Origin of the sequence: Cupriavidus basilensis (genome assembly GCF_029335485.1) — a bacterium.
In the GTDB taxonomy this organism is placed as follows: domain Bacteria; phylum Pseudomonadota; class Gammaproteobacteria; order Burkholderiales; family Burkholderiaceae; genus Cupriavidus; species Cupriavidus basilensis_E.
Genome location: NZ_JARJLM010000554.1, coordinates 1 through 13,530 on the forward strand (window position 1 = coordinate 1; position 13,530 = coordinate 13,530).

General features: G+C 66.4%; 12 protein-coding genes. 9 read left to right on the forward strand and 3 right to left on the reverse strand.

The window, feature by feature from the left end; genetic code table 11:
* From P3W85_RS34455 to P3W85_RS34465, 3 genes are all read left to right on the forward strand, one after another.
* On the forward strand, positions 1 to 184 hold a 184-nt coding region (locus tag P3W85_RS34455; protein WP_276268055.1), incomplete at its 5' end, for a hypothetical protein.
* Positions 185 to 368: 184 nt separating this feature from the next.
* Positions 369 to 2,732, forward strand: coding sequence for a TonB-dependent receptor (locus P3W85_RS34460; protein WP_276268056.1), 2,364 nt, complete (start codon positions 369 to 371; stop codon positions 2,730 to 2,732).
* A 91-nt stretch (positions 2,733 to 2,823) separates the two neighbouring features.
* On the forward strand, positions 2,824 to 3,900 hold the full coding sequence (locus tag P3W85_RS34465) for a beta-propeller fold lactonase family protein (RefSeq protein ID WP_276268057.1): 1,077 nt from the start codon (positions 2,824 to 2,826) through the stop codon (positions 3,898 to 3,900).
* Positions 3,901 to 3,942: 42 nt separating this feature from the next.
* Here P3W85_RS34465 and P3W85_RS34470 read toward each other — a convergent pair whose 3' ends face one another.
* Positions 3,943 to 4,611 (reverse strand): ankyrin repeat domain-containing protein, encoded by a 669-nt coding sequence (locus P3W85_RS34470; protein WP_430869676.1) that lies wholly within the window; start codon positions 4,609 to 4,611, stop codon positions 3,943 to 3,945.
* Positions 4,612 to 4,927: 316 nt separating this feature from the next.
* Between P3W85_RS34470 and P3W85_RS34475 the strand changes: the two genes are divergently transcribed.
* A complete protein-coding gene (locus P3W85_RS34475; RefSeq protein ID WP_276268058.1) occupies positions 4,928 to 6,676 on the forward strand; it encodes a pyrroloquinoline quinone-dependent dehydrogenase in 1,749 nt (582 codons plus the stop codon).
* Between the two features lie 19 nt (positions 6,677 to 6,695).
* A complete protein-coding gene (locus tag P3W85_RS34480) occupies positions 6,696 to 7,313 on the forward strand; it encodes a c-type cytochrome (protein ID WP_276268059.1) in 618 nt (205 codons plus the stop codon).
* Between the two features lie 220 nt (positions 7,314 to 7,533).
* Here the strand turns inward: P3W85_RS34480 and P3W85_RS34485 are convergent, their stop codons facing one another.
* Entirely contained in the window at positions 7,534 to 8,736 is a 1,203-nt protein-coding gene (locus tag P3W85_RS34485) for a urate hydroxylase PuuD (RefSeq protein ID WP_276268060.1), read from the reverse strand.
* A gap of 30 nt (positions 8,737 to 8,766) precedes the next feature.
* Positions 8,767 to 9,120, reverse strand: coding sequence for a hydroxyisourate hydrolase (gene uraH / locus P3W85_RS34490; RefSeq protein WP_017229506.1), 354 nt, complete (start codon positions 9,118 to 9,120; stop codon positions 8,767 to 8,769).
* Between the two features lie 314 nt (positions 9,121 to 9,434).
* Here uraH and P3W85_RS34495 point away from each other — a divergent pair, with 314 nt between their 5' ends.
* From P3W85_RS34495 to uraD, 4 genes are all read left to right on the forward strand, one after another.
* On the forward strand, positions 9,435 to 10,178 hold the full coding sequence (locus P3W85_RS34495) for a GntR family transcriptional regulator (protein WP_017229505.1): 744 nt from the start codon (positions 9,435 to 9,437) through the stop codon (positions 10,176 to 10,178).
* A 150-nt stretch (positions 10,179 to 10,328) separates the two neighbouring features.
* Positions 10,329 to 11,735, forward strand: a complete 1,407-nt coding sequence (locus P3W85_RS34500; RefSeq protein WP_017229504.1) for a nucleobase:cation symporter-2 family protein — start codon at positions 10,329 to 10,331, stop codon at positions 11,733 to 11,735.
* Positions 11,736 to 11,783: 48 nt separating this feature from the next.
* Positions 11,784 to 12,734: an allantoinase PuuE gene (puuE, locus tag P3W85_RS34505; protein ID WP_276268063.1), complete on the forward strand. Its 951-nt coding sequence runs from the start codon at positions 11,784 to 11,786 to the stop codon at positions 12,732 to 12,734.
* A gap of 40 nt (positions 12,735 to 12,774) precedes the next feature.
* Positions 12,775 to 13,293 (forward strand): 2-oxo-4-hydroxy-4-carboxy-5-ureidoimidazoline decarboxylase, encoded by a 519-nt coding sequence (gene uraD, locus P3W85_RS34510; protein ID WP_276268061.1) that lies wholly within the window; start codon positions 12,775 to 12,777, stop codon positions 13,291 to 13,293.
* The last annotated feature ends 237 nt before the right edge of the window (positions 13,294 to 13,530 follow it).

A 13,530-nucleotide genomic window follows, 5' to 3' on the forward strand; every position in this document is an offset into this window, starting at 1 on the left:
GGCGGCGGCGCCGGCCGATGGTTTCGGCGGTATCAAAGCGGGTGCGGATGGGATGGCCGGAGAACGGCATGACGGGCTCCTCGCTGCTGTGACCGGCACGCTGCAGCGCCAGATCAGCCTCGGCCGGCTTGTCCCGATTGGCCGCGGCGCCGGGGGCAATACCGGATCTGCCTTCAAACTCTAGGCGAAAAATGCAGCCCGCACCGCCGTGCCCCGCACCGCTTCGGCAGACTGCCGCCGGAGGCCGATGCAGGCGAATTTGGCGATGGCCTTGTCCTGCACTACAGTAAGTACCACTTGCATCACTCCACCGGCGGTTCCGGCATGCGCGGCCCCGCTCCTTTGCCCTGGTCTCCATGGAGCAGGTGATGGCCCCCGTCTCCCCCGGCTTTGGCAGATCCAGCCTGATGCAGGCCAGGCAGCCGGCCTGGCTCCGGGTCACGCGCGGGAGCCTGCGGCGCAGCGCGGCCGGATGCGCCTGGCTGGCAATGGCCAGCAGTGCCGGGGCGGCCGAAACGTCTCCGCCAGCGCCGGTGGACGAGGTGCATAGCCTCAAGGAAGTCACCGTGGTCGCGCCCGCGCCGCTGCCGTCGTTCTCCATCCCCCGCGAGGCGTTCCCGGGCAATGTGCAGAGCGCCACCGACGCGGACATGGAACGCGCCAAGGCCGGCAACCTGTCCTCCTTCCTTGCGGAAACCATGGACGACGTCGTGCTCAACGATGCGCAGGGCAATCCCTTCCAGCAGGACATCCTGTACCGGGGCTACCGGCTCTCGTCCACGCTCGGCGCCCCCCAGGGCCTGTCGCTCTACCTGGACGGCGTGCGCCAGAATTCCGCGCTCGGCGACGTCGTCGACTGGGCAAGCATTCCGGAAGCCGCCATCAGCGCCATCACGCTGGTGCCGGGCAGCAATCCGCTGTACGGCCTGAACTCCCTCGGCGGCGCGCTGGCCCTGACCACCAAATCCGGCGAGACGCATCCTGGCGTGGAAGCCGACCTGAGCCTCGGCAGCCACGGCCGCGCGCGGCTGGATATCGGCGCCGGCAAGATGCTCGGCGATGGCTGGCATGCCTTCGTTGCCGGCACCGGCTTTCGCGAAGACGGCTGGCGCGACCTCTCCAGCAGCCAGCTCGGCAACCTCTTCGCCAAGGTGGGGCGCTCCACCACAGATACCCAGTGGAGCGTCAGCCTCCTGGGCAGCAGCAGCAAGCTGGCGGGCAATGGCCTGTTGCCCGACAGCATCTATGCGCAGCGGCGGCAGGCCATCTACTCCGCCCCCGACCTGACCCGCTCGCACGCCCTGCAACTGATCCTGAACGGCGCGCACCAGTTCAATGCCGAAGACCAGCTGGCGCTGACGCTCTACATGCGCCAGAGCCACGCCACCGCCGCGACCGGCGACGTCAGCGACAACTACCTGAGCTGGCTGCAGGGCTGCCAGGGCAATGCCGCAGGCGCCGGCTGCCAGCCCGGCGATGCGCCGGCCAGCGCCGTCTTCAATACGTCGACGGTAAGCACGCATGACTACGGCGTCTCCACGCAGTGGTCGCATTCCGGCGACGTCCATAACGCGGTGCTCGGCGCCGCGTTCGAGCTCAGCCGCGCGTCGTATCACCAGGAGACGCAGGACGGCAGCTTCGACGCGCAGCGCGTGGCCATCGCGGAACCGGGCTCCACGCCCACCGCCAATGCCTCGCTCGATGGCCGTACCACCACTGCCAGCCTGTACGCTTCCGACACCATCAGGCTGCTGCCGCATACCTACCTCACCGCGAGCGCACGCTGGAACACCTCGCGCACGCATACGGTGCTGAGCTTGCCGAAGGCCTCCGACGAGCGTTTCACGTTCTCGCGGCTCAATCCTTCGCTTGGCCTTTCGCACCAGTTGCTGAGTGGCCTCACCGTCTTCGCCTCGGGCTCGCAGGGCACCCGCATGCCCACCGCCATCGAACTCGGTTGCGCCGACCCGGCCAACGCCTGCCAGTTGCCTACGGGGCTGCAGGCGGATCCTTACCTGCGGCAGGTGGTTTCGCGCACCGTCGAGTTCGGCGGCCGCTGGAAAGCCAGCGATGCCACCGACCTGACGCTGGCGCTGTACCGCAGCGACAATCGCGACGACATCCTGTTCGAGCGATCGCCGGTCAGCCCGCTCGGCTACTTCACGAATTTTCCCAAGACCCGCAGCCAGGGGCTGGAACTCGGCCTGCGCCGCCGGCTGGGCCGGCTAACGCTGCGTGCCAGCTACAGCTACCTGCAGGCCACCTACCAGGCCGATGGCCAGATCCAGACGCCGTTCGCGGCGCCCGTCAACGTGCGCCCCGGCACGCGCATGGCCGGCGTGCCGTTGCATGGTTTCAAGCTCGGGGCAGACTGGCGCGCGACCGCATCCGTCACCCTGGGCGGAGCGATGACCGTGTCGTCCTCGCGCCCCGTCGCCGGCAACGAGGACGGCGCGCTGAGCGCGCAGGACCCGCGGCTTGCCCGCACCGCGGGCTTTGTGCTGTTCAACCTGCGGGCAAGCTGGCAGGTCGACCCGCACTGGCAACTCTATGCGCGCGTCGACAACGTGTTCGACCGCCGCTACGAAAGCTATGGCCATGCGGGTCTCAATGTATTTCCCGGCGGCACGCTGCTGCAGCCCGGCGCGACGGTGCCGACCGAGCGCTTTGTCGCGCCCGGCGCGCCGCGCCTGTTCCTGGTCGGCGTGCGCTACGAATGGGGCGGGCACTAGCGCGCCGGAAAGCCTTGGAAGATGGCGCGCCCTCGCCGAGAATGAATCGATCGGATCAAAAGCAGCGGCAAAGCTGACAACGGAGGCAGGCATGGCGGCAAGATGGACAGGTGGCAAACCCGGGCTCGCCATATTGGCATGCTGCGCGGGACTGGCCTGCGCGGCGGTCACAACCGGCTTGCGCGCCGCCACGGCCTATGTGTCGAGCGAGAGCGGCGGCATCGCGGTGATCGATCTCGACCGGCTCGAAGTCACGCGCACCCTGGATCCCGGCGGCAAGGGCCCGCGCGGCCTCGCCATCAGCGCGGACGGCAAATATCTGCTGACCGCCAACAAGGCCACCGGCGACCTCTCCGTCATCGACACCCGCGACGGGCAGGTGCTCCGGCGCGTGCCGATCGGCAAGAACCCGGAATTCGTGCGCGTCTCCGGCGGACAGGCCTTCGTCACCTACGAGCCCGGCGAGCGCACGGGCGCGCCCGGCGCGGCGCCTGACGCGCCCGTACAGCCCAAGGCCGGGGACGACGCACCGGTCCCGGCGGAGATCGCCGTGATCGACCTCGCGCAGTGGCGCGTCACCCGCGCGATCCCGAGCGGACTGGAGACCGAAGGCATCGAGTTCTCCCCCGACGGGCGGCGGCTGCTGGTCACCAACGAAGGCGACGATACGATCTCGGTCTATGAGCGCGCGAGCGGCCGCCGCGTCGGCCTGCTGAAGGCGCCGCCGGGCTCGCGGCCGCGCGGCATCAAGGTGAGCCCGGACGGACGGCGCTACATCGTCACGCTGGAATCGGGCAATGCCTTCATCGTGCTCGATGCCGGGGACTACCGCATCCTGCAAACGGTGCCGACGCGCAATGGCCCCTACGGCGTCGCCTTCGACCGCGCCGGCAAGCGGCTCTTCATCGCCGCCTCGCGCGCGGACACGCTGCAGGTGTTCGATGCAAACAGCTACCAGAACATCGCCGACATCCCCACCGGGAAACGCTGCTGGCACTTCAGCTTCACGCCCGACGACACGCGCCTGCTGCTTGCCTGCGGCCGCTCCAATGCGGTGTATGTGGTGGACGCGCAGACCTACCGGCCGGTACGGCAGTTCGACGGGCTCGCATTGAGCTGGGGCGTGGTCACCTATCCCAAGAGTGCGGGCACGCTGGATGCGCCGTAAGCGCGCATCGGCGTACGTCGGCGACGCGCCGGAGGCAGTGCCTCAACGCGGCGTGCCGAGCAGGCCAAGCACGTTCGCCGCCCCGGCCTGCTCGGCAATGTCGCGCGCGGTCTTGCCGCGGTTGTCGCGCAACTCGGGCCTGGCGCCCTTGGCGAGCAGTAGCCGGACCGCATCGGCCTGGTCGTAGCCGGCCGCCCACATCAACGCGGTCAGTCCGTTGCCGTAAGTCGTGTTGACGTCGACGCCGGCCTCCAGCAACTGGCGCACCACGCCCGCGTGGCCCTGCCCGGCTGCATAGACCATGGCGGTCTTGTCGACGCGGTCGGTCGCGGCCAGCTCGGCATGCCGTGCCAGCAGCATCGCCACGATCTCCTCATGGCCGCCGAAGGCGGCGGCCATCAGCGGCGTCACGCCCTGCACGTTGGCCTGGTTGACGTTGGCGCCGTGTTCGAGCAGCGTGCGCGCCATCTCGGTCAGCCCGCGTTTGCTGGCGCTCAGCAGGGGCGTGTCGCCGATGCGGTTGCGCGTATCCACGGCCGCGCCTTGCTGCAGCGTGGCGCTCACCCCGGCGGTGTCGCCCGCCCTGACGGCTGCCAGCAGGCGGGCATTGGGACTGATGTCGTCATCCGCCCTCGCCTGCGCGCACAGCATGCCGGCGCTGCACAACAGCACCGCAAGCCCCGCGCGCCGCCATCCCGTGCCTGTGTTCATGTCGGTCTCCCGCCGTCTTCACCCTGGCGTACGTTGCCGGCCTCGTTCGCCGCGAGGCCATCGCCGCCTAAGTGTGGTGCGTAAGACGCGCAAATTCAAGGCGCGCGCATACGCGTGCTGCGGCGCGACATACGGGGTTCCTGCGGCGCAACGGCGCACGCCCCGTGCTTTTTGCCGGCGGGCGCGACGCGCGGTTGTTTTGCCGGCACTCTTACCTATACTGCTTGTGACCCCGGGCCGTCTGCTTGTGCGACAGCGCATGTGTTCGCCTCGGGAAAGCCGGGGCACGAAGAAAATGTCAAGAAAGGAGCTTCCCATGCTCTCGCCACGCAGCCTTTCCCGGTTGACCCTCCCCCTGCTATTCCTTGCCCTTGCGGCAGCCGTCGTGTCGGTGGCGAGCGTTGCCTTCGGCGCGGAGGAAATCCAGGGCGGCGCCACCACCACGGGCGCGCCCATGACCCGTTCCCTCCCGCCGGTCACGCAGGCGCAACTCGATGCGGCCGGCGGCAATGCCAACGACTGGCTGATTTCGAACGGCTCCTACGCCCAGTCCCGCTACTACCCAGGCAGCCAGATAAACACCGGGAACGTGTCGAAACTGAAGCCGGCCTTCCTGTTCCAGACCGCCGTGCTGGAATCGATGGAAACCGCGCCCGTCGTGATCGACGGCGTGATGTTCCTGACCACCTCGTACAACCACGTCTACGCGATCGACGCCGTGACCGGCAAGGAGTTCTGGCACTACAAGCACAAGATGGGGCCGATCACGACATTCTGCTGCGGGCCCAACAACCGGGGCGTCGCCGTCAGCGGCGGCCGCCTCTACATGGGCACGCTCGACGCCAAGCTGGTCGCGCTCGATGCCAAGACCGGCGCGCTGCTATGGGAAACACAGATCGCCGATCCGGAACTGGGCTACTCGGAAACCATGGCGCCGGTGGTGGTGGACGACAAGGTCCTGATCGGCACCAACGGCGGCGAGTACGGCATCCGCGGCTTCCTCAAGGCGTACAGCGCCACCGACGGCAAGCTGCTGTGGACCTTCTACACCATCCCCGAGAAAGGACATGAGGGCATCTGGGCGACGAAAGACGCGACCGGGCGCGACATGAAGCGCGACATCGCGGCCGAAAAGAAGCAATTGGCGGACAAGGGCGGCGACTTCTACAAAACCCTCGGCGGTGGCGTCTGGATGCCGCCGGCGATCGACCGCAAGAACCATATGGCGATCTTCGTGGTAGGCAATCCCTCGCCCGACCTGTATGGCGCCATCCGCCCCGGAGACAACCTCTACACCGATTCGATGGTGGCGGTCGACCTCGATACCGGTGCCTACAAGTGGCACTCGCAATATATCGCCCATGACGTGTGGGACCTGGACGCCGCCAGCCCGCCGATCCTGGCCGACGTGCGCGACAAGAACGGCCAGATGATTCCCGGCGTGATCCACGGCGGCAAGACCGGCCATGTCTATGTGCATGACCGCCGCGACGGCCGCCTGATCCGCTTCTCGCAGGCCATGATCCCGCAGGAAGACATGTGGACGCTGCCCACGCCCAGCGGCGCGCGCATGCTGCCGGGCGCCAATGGCGGCGTGGAATGGTCGCCGATGGCCTTCAGCCCGAAGACGCGGCTGGCCTATGCCGCCAACCTGCATCAGCCCATGACCTATCAGGTGGAAACCTCCCCCTATCCGGGCGGCAAGCTATGGCTGGGCGGCGCCTTCAAGACCATTCCGTCCGAAGCGCAGTGGGGCAAGCTCTCCGCGGTGAACATCGATACCGGCAAGGTGGTGTGGGATTACAAGACCGACCAACCCCTGATCGGCGGCGTGCTGGCTACTGCGGGCGGACTGGTGTTCAACGGCGAAGGCAACGGCCTGTTCCGGGCGTTCGACGCCAGCACCGGCAAGAAGCTGTGGGAATACCAGTGCGGCGCGGGCGTCAATGCGCCGGCGGTCTCCTACATGGTGGGCGGCAAGCAATATATCGCGGTAGCCGCCGGCGGCAATACGCAACTGGACTTCAAGCGCGGCAACAGCGTGCTGGTGTTCGCGCTGCAATAGGATCGAAAGGGTAGTCGGCGTGCGTAGTCCATCCGCCCGCGCCCGTTCCCGCCAGCCGGCGCTGGCGGGGCGGGCGTTCTTGCTGTGCGCGGCGCTGGCTGGCATCGCCGCCATCGCGCGCGCCGATCCCGAGGCCGGCAAGCGCAAGGCGGAGTCGTGCGTGGCCTGCCACGGGCCCATGGGCAACGCCGCCAATCCGCAGTATCCGGTGCTGGCCGGACAGACGGCGCGCTACATCTACCAGGAGCTGAAGGACTTCAAGGAAGGCCGGCGCAGCGACCCGATCATGACGCCGATGGCCGCGCCGCTATCGCGCGAGGACATGCTCGACCTGGGCGAGTACTTTGCCGCGCAAAAGCCCATTCCCTCGCAATTCAAGGCCGATGGACAAAAAGTGGAAGCCGGCAGGAAAAAGGCCGACGAAGTGCCTTGCACCATGTGCCATCTCGGCGGCTTCGCCGGGCAGAATGAAATTCCTCGCGTGGCCGGACAGCAGTACGCCTATATCGTCAAGCAGTTGGAAGACTTCCGCTCGCGCAAGCGCACCAACGACGCCGGCAGCATGACCAGCGTGGCGCGGGGCCTGTCCGATGCGGATATCCAGAACCTCGCCAACTACATTGCGAACCTGCAGTAGCGGCACTCCTGCGGTTCGCCATGCATGCCGGGCGAACAAAAAAAAAGGGGCATGCGCCCCGTTCAAACCCTCTGCGGTCCGGACCTCCGGCCGCAAACCGCGCGGCCACCGGACCGTCGATCACCGATGCCCGGTATCGGGCCCGCCCGCAAGGCGGGCCCCGGTGACCAGGGCGCGCGCATACGGTGCGGGCCCTGGCCAGGCAGCCCACCGGCGCAGATCAGTTGGTGGTCTTGGCGCCGCCCTCGAACCACTGGCCCAGCAGCGCCCGCTCGTCGTCCGTGATCTGCGTGACATTGCCGAGCGGCATGGCCTTCTGCTGGACCGCCTGCTGATAAATCAGCTGCGCGTGCGCCTTGATCTCGTCGGCGGTATCCAGCTTGATGCCCTTGGCCGCGCTCGGCATCAGCTTGGGCGCTGCGGCGTGGCACTGGATGCAGCGCGAGTTGATGACTTCCTGCACCTTGGTGAAGCTCACCTGCGTGGCCGCGCCGTCCTTGCTCGCCACGGCTTCACGCGGCTGGGGCGCGATCATCACCGCGACCACCGCCAGCACCGCCACACCCGCGGCGGGCCAGGCCACGTTGATCTTGCCCTTGTGCTTGAGGATGAAGAACTGGCGGATCAGCACGCCGGCCAGCATGATCAGCACCAGCGCGGCCCAGTTGTACTTGTAGCTGTAGGTCATGCTGTAGTGGTTCGACAGCATGGCGAACAGCACCGGCAACGTGAAGTAGGTGTTGTGCACGCTGCGCTGCTTGGCGTTCTTGCCATGCACCGGGTCCACTGGCTCGCCCGCGCGCAGCGCGGCGACCACCTTGCGCTGCCCCGGGATGATCCACACCAGCACATTGGCGCTCATGATGGTAGCGATCATCGCGCCGGTCAGCAGGAACGCGGCGCGGCCCGAAAACACATGGCATGCCACGAACGCAGCCAGCGCCACGTAGATCGCCACCAGGATGCCGACGGTGCGGTCGCTCTTGCCGAACACGCGGCAGATGCAGTCATACACCACCCAGCCCACCCCGAGGTAGGAAAGGGCAAACCCGATCGCCGCGCCCGGAGACATGTCCATGACGTTCTTGTCGATCAGGAAGGTGCTGGCATTGAACAGGTACAGCACTACCAGCAGGCCGAAGCCCGTCATCCAGGTGGAATACGACTCCCAGTAGAACCAGTGCAGGTTCTCGGGCAGGGTCTTGGGCGCGGTCAGGTACTTCTGCGGATTGTAGAAGCCGCCGCCGTGCACCGCCCATAGCTCTCCACCCACGCCCTTCTCCTGCAGGTCGGGGTCTTCGGGCCGGGTCAGGCTGTTGTCGAGCCAGACGAAATAGAACGAGGAACCGATCCACGCGATCGCTGTGATGACGTGCACCCAGCGCAGCAGCAGATTGGCCCAGTCGAGGATATAGCCTTCCATGTCTTGTCTCCTTTATTTCCCGTTCCGCGCTCAGCTGCCGCGGTAGGTCGAGTACGACCAGGGAGAGACCAGCAGCGGCACGTGGTAGTGCGCGCTGGTATCGGCAATGCCGAAGCGCAGCGTCACCACGTCGAGGAAGGCTGGCTCGGGCAGCCTGGTGCCCTGTGCGCGGAAATAATCGCCGGCGCCGAATTCGAGTTCGTACACCCCGACCGCCATGGTGTCGCCTTCCAGCAGGGGCTGGTCGCAACGGCCATCGTGGTTGGTGACGACGGTCTTCAGCGTCTCCTTGAGATTGTCGACAATTTTATGCAGGGTAATCGACATGCCGGCGCCGGGCGTGCCGGATGCCGTGTCGAGTACATGAGTGGTCAAGCGTCCCATCCTGTTCTTCCTTAGGGCTTTGGGTTGTGAGAGGCGCCGCTGCCTTCACTAGCACCATTTGTGGGAATGGTGCCCGCTCGGTACGTATTTCTAACGCATCCCGGCGCTGGACTGGTGCAGGGCGACAATGCTTCGCACCGGTCCTTATGACAACTCGGGAATTACCCTGAGTTGTCGAAAACCTAGCTAGGTTTTGTTGACAATATTGAAGCCATAACCAAATAATTGTCAACAATTTTTGGGACGCGCCACCTGCTTCACCCCCTCTTCCGGCGGCGCGCCGTTCCCCTACTCACCGATACGCTGGTGCCAAGATGTCCAAGAGTCTCAAGCTGATCGCCGGTGCCGGCGACACCGCCGCCCCGACCGAAGTCAAGCCCGCCCGCAAGGGTTCCGTCGAGGAGCGCATGTATCACGAGATCTATGACGCGATCATGGAACACCGGCTGCCGCCGCGCACCAAGCTCACCGAGCACTCGCTGTGCGAAATCTATGCCACCGCGCGCCACACCGTGCGCAAGGTGCTGGCGCACCTGGCAGCCGACGGCATGGTCGATCTCGAGCCCAACCGCGGCGCGTTCATCGCCAGCCCCTCCACCGACGAGGCGCACGACATGTTCGAGCTGCGCCAGATGCTGGAGCGCGCCGTGCTGGAAAAGCTCGCCGCCATGCGCGACGTGAAGCGCGTGATCGCGCCGCTGCGCAAGATGGTGGAAGCGGAGCGCCAGGCCTTCCTTACCAATGAACGGCCCAAGTGGATCCGCCTGTCGGCGGAGTTCCATACCGCGCTGGCCGAGCTTTCCGGCAACGCGCTGCTGGTCACCATGATGCGGCGGCTGGTGTCGCGCACCACGCTGATGATCGCCAGCGTCGAAGCGCCGGGCAACAACGCCTGCTCCTTCGACGAGCACGAAGAGATTCTCGATGCACTGGAACAGGGCGACGCCGCTCTCGCCCAGAGCCGCATGGCGCACCATCTCGGCGCCTGCGCAGACCGCGTCCAGCCCGACGAACCGGGCAATTTCGATCTTCGCAGCGTGCTGGGTCACTCCACCTAGCAGGTTGTTCCCGCTGCCAGATCGCGGCCAAGGCCCGATTCCTGCTCATGAGAACGCGTCCCTGACGATGCGCGCCGCCGGAATCCCATAACGAAAGGCCAAGCCGCCCGGCAGCGTTCCCATCAAATCCAAAGGAGAGGAGACACACCAATGACTAGCGCTAGCACCACGGTCCCCACGGACCTCACCAACGAGCGGCTACCTTCGGGCCGGCTGCTCGCGCTCGGCCTGCAGCATGTACTGGTGATGTACGCCGGTACCGTCGCGGTGCCGCTGATCATCGGCGGCGCGCTTAAGTTGCCCAAGGACCAGCTCGCCTTCCTGATCAATGCCGACCTGTTCGCGGCCGGTCTGGCCACGCTGATCCAGGCCTTCGGCTTCTGGAAGTTCGGCATCCGCATGCCGGTCATGATGGGGGTGACCTTCGCCTCGGTGGCGCCGATGATCGCCATCGGCTCCGACCCCAACGTGGGCCTGCTCGGCATCTACGGCGCGGTAATCGCCGCCGGGGTGTTCGGCATCCTGGTGGCGCCGCTGATGGGCCGCATGCTCGGCCTGTTCCCGCCGGTGGTGACCGGCACGGTGATCACGCTGATCGGGGTCTCGCTGATGCGGGTGGGGATCAACTGGGCGGCCGGCGGCCAGCCCACCGTGCGCGCCGTGATCGACGGCGTGGTCAAGGACGTGCCCAACCTCGCCTATGGCGACCTGGGCAACCTGGGTATCGCGGCGCTGGTGCTGGTGGCGATCCTGCTGCTGAGCAAATATGGCCGCGGCCTGATCTCCAACTGCGCGGTGCTGCTCGGCATCGTGATCGGCACCCTGGTAGCGATGGCGCTGGGCAAGGTCTCCTTCGAAGGCCTCAACGAAGCCAGCGCGATCGCGCTGATCACGCCGCTGCACTTCGGCATTCCCACCTTCGATCTTCCCGCCATCCTGTCGATGTGCGTGGTGATGCTGATCACGCTGGTGGAATCGACCGGCATGTTCCTCGCCCTGGCCGATATCACCGGCAAGCGCCTGTCCAACCAGGACCTGACCCGCGGCCTGCGCGCCGATGGCCTGGGCACCGTGATCGGCGGGCTGTTCAACACCTTCCCGTACACCTCGTTCTCGCAGAACGTGGGCCTGGTGACGGTGACCGGCGTGCGCTCGCGCTATGTGGCGGTGGCCGGCGGCGTCATCCTGATCGCGCTGGGCATGTTCCCGAAGATGGCGCACATCGTGGCCTCGGTACCGCAGTTCGTGCTCGGCGGCGCCGGCATCGTGATGTTCGGCATGGTGGCCGCCACCGGCATCCGCATCCTCGGCTCCTGCGATTTCAACCGCAACCGCTTCAACCTCTTCATCGTCGCGATTTCGATCGGCTTCGGCATGATCCCGACGCTGGCGCCGACCTTCTTCCAGTACCTGCCCAAGTGGACCGATCCGTTCACCCACAGCGGCATCGTGCTGGGAACCATCGTCGCGGTCGTGCTCAACGTCTTCTTCAACGGCGTCCAGTCGCGCGAAGAAGCCATGCGCAACGCCGCGGCCAACACGCACGGCACGGAATAAGCCCGCCGGCGGCGGCCGGCACCGTTTCCCTGAAGAACCATGACTCTGATGACAAGCAACAACTATCCACGCGATCTGGTCGGATACGGCAGCCAGCCTCCGCACGCCCGCTGGCCGGGCGGCGCGCGCATTGCGCTGCAGTTCGTCCTCAACTACGAAGAGGGCGGCGAGAACAATGTGCTGCACGGCGACGCCGGCTCCGAGCAGTTCCTGTCGGAGATCATCGGCGCCGCGGCCTACCCGGACCGCCACATGAGCATGGAAGGCGTGTACGAGTACGGCTCGCGCGCCGGCGTCTGGCGCATCCTGCGCGAGTTCGAGCAACGCGGGCTGCCGCTCACGGTCTTCGGTGTATCGATGGCGCTGCAGCGCCATCCCGAGCTGACCCGCGCCCTGGTCGAACTCGGCCACGAGATCGCCTGCCACGGCTGGCGCTGGATCCACTACCAGGGCATGGACGAGGCCACCGAGCGCGAGCACATGCGCATCGGCATGCAGATCATCAAGGAACTGACCGGCGTGCTGCCGCTGGGCTGGTACACCGGCCGCGACAGCCCCAATACGCGCCGCCTGGTGGTGGAACACGGCGGACTGCTGTACGACTCGGACTACTACGGCGACGACCTGCCCTTCTGGACCGAGGTGGAAGTCACCAACGGCGAAACCAGGCCTCACCTGGTGGTGCCCTATACGCTCGATTCGAACGACATGCGCTTCGCCACGCCACAGGGCTTCAACACCGGCGAGCAGTTCTACCAGTACCTGAAGGACGCCTTCGACGTGCTCTACGCCGAAGGCGACCCGCAGGGCCTGGACCGTCCGAAGATGCTGTCGGTCGGCATGCACTGCCGCCTGCTGGGCCGACCGGGGCGCATGCGCGCGCTGCAGCGCTTCCTCGACTACGTGCAGGCGCATGACAAGGTCTGGATCTGCCGCCGCGTGGACATCGCGCGCCACTGGATCGAGACGCATCCCCATACCGAAAAGAGCCCGGCCTGAGCCGGGCACAAGCCCGGCACAATCCAAGCACCAACCCAGCATGAGCCAAACCTACACTCTCGACCAACTCAACGCCCTGCCGGCCGCCGGTTTCATCCAGGCGCTCGGCGGCATCTATGAGCACTCCGCATGGGTGGCGCAAGCCGCCGCCGCGCAGCGCCCCTTCCCTAACGCCGCCGCGCTGGCCGCAGCCATGCGCGCCATCGTGGACGGCGCCGGCGACGCCGCCCAGATCAAGCTGGTGCGCGCCCACCCGGAGCTCGCCGGCAAGGCCGCGGTACGCGGCGAACTGACCGCGGAATCCACCCGCGAGCAAAGCGGCGCCGGCCTGGACCAGTGCTCCGCCGAGCAATTCGAGCAACTGCAGGCGCTCAACCGCCAATACAACGAGAAATTCGGCTTCCCCTTCATCCTGGCCGTGCGCGGATACGACCGCGCCGGCATCATCGGCGAGTTCGCAAGACGGGTGGGCAATGATCCGGCCGCGGAGTTGCAAACTTGCATCAACCAGATCCACCGGATTGCACAGTTCCGCCTGAACGACTTAGTATCCGGCTGAGCAAAAAAAGCGGTTTCCAAAAGCTGTTTGCAGGAAGCTGTTTGCAAAAACAGCCTGCAAAGCGGTCTGCGTTACCCATTGCCACTGCAGCGGGCGTGCCCGGGCCGAGCCATCGACACCATGGCCCGGTGCGCGCCCCCACAACTAATAGAACCCGCCAGGGACCCAGTACACAACAAACGCAACGGATCAACCACGGAGATCTCACAAATGCAGAAACAGCTCACGCCGGCTCTC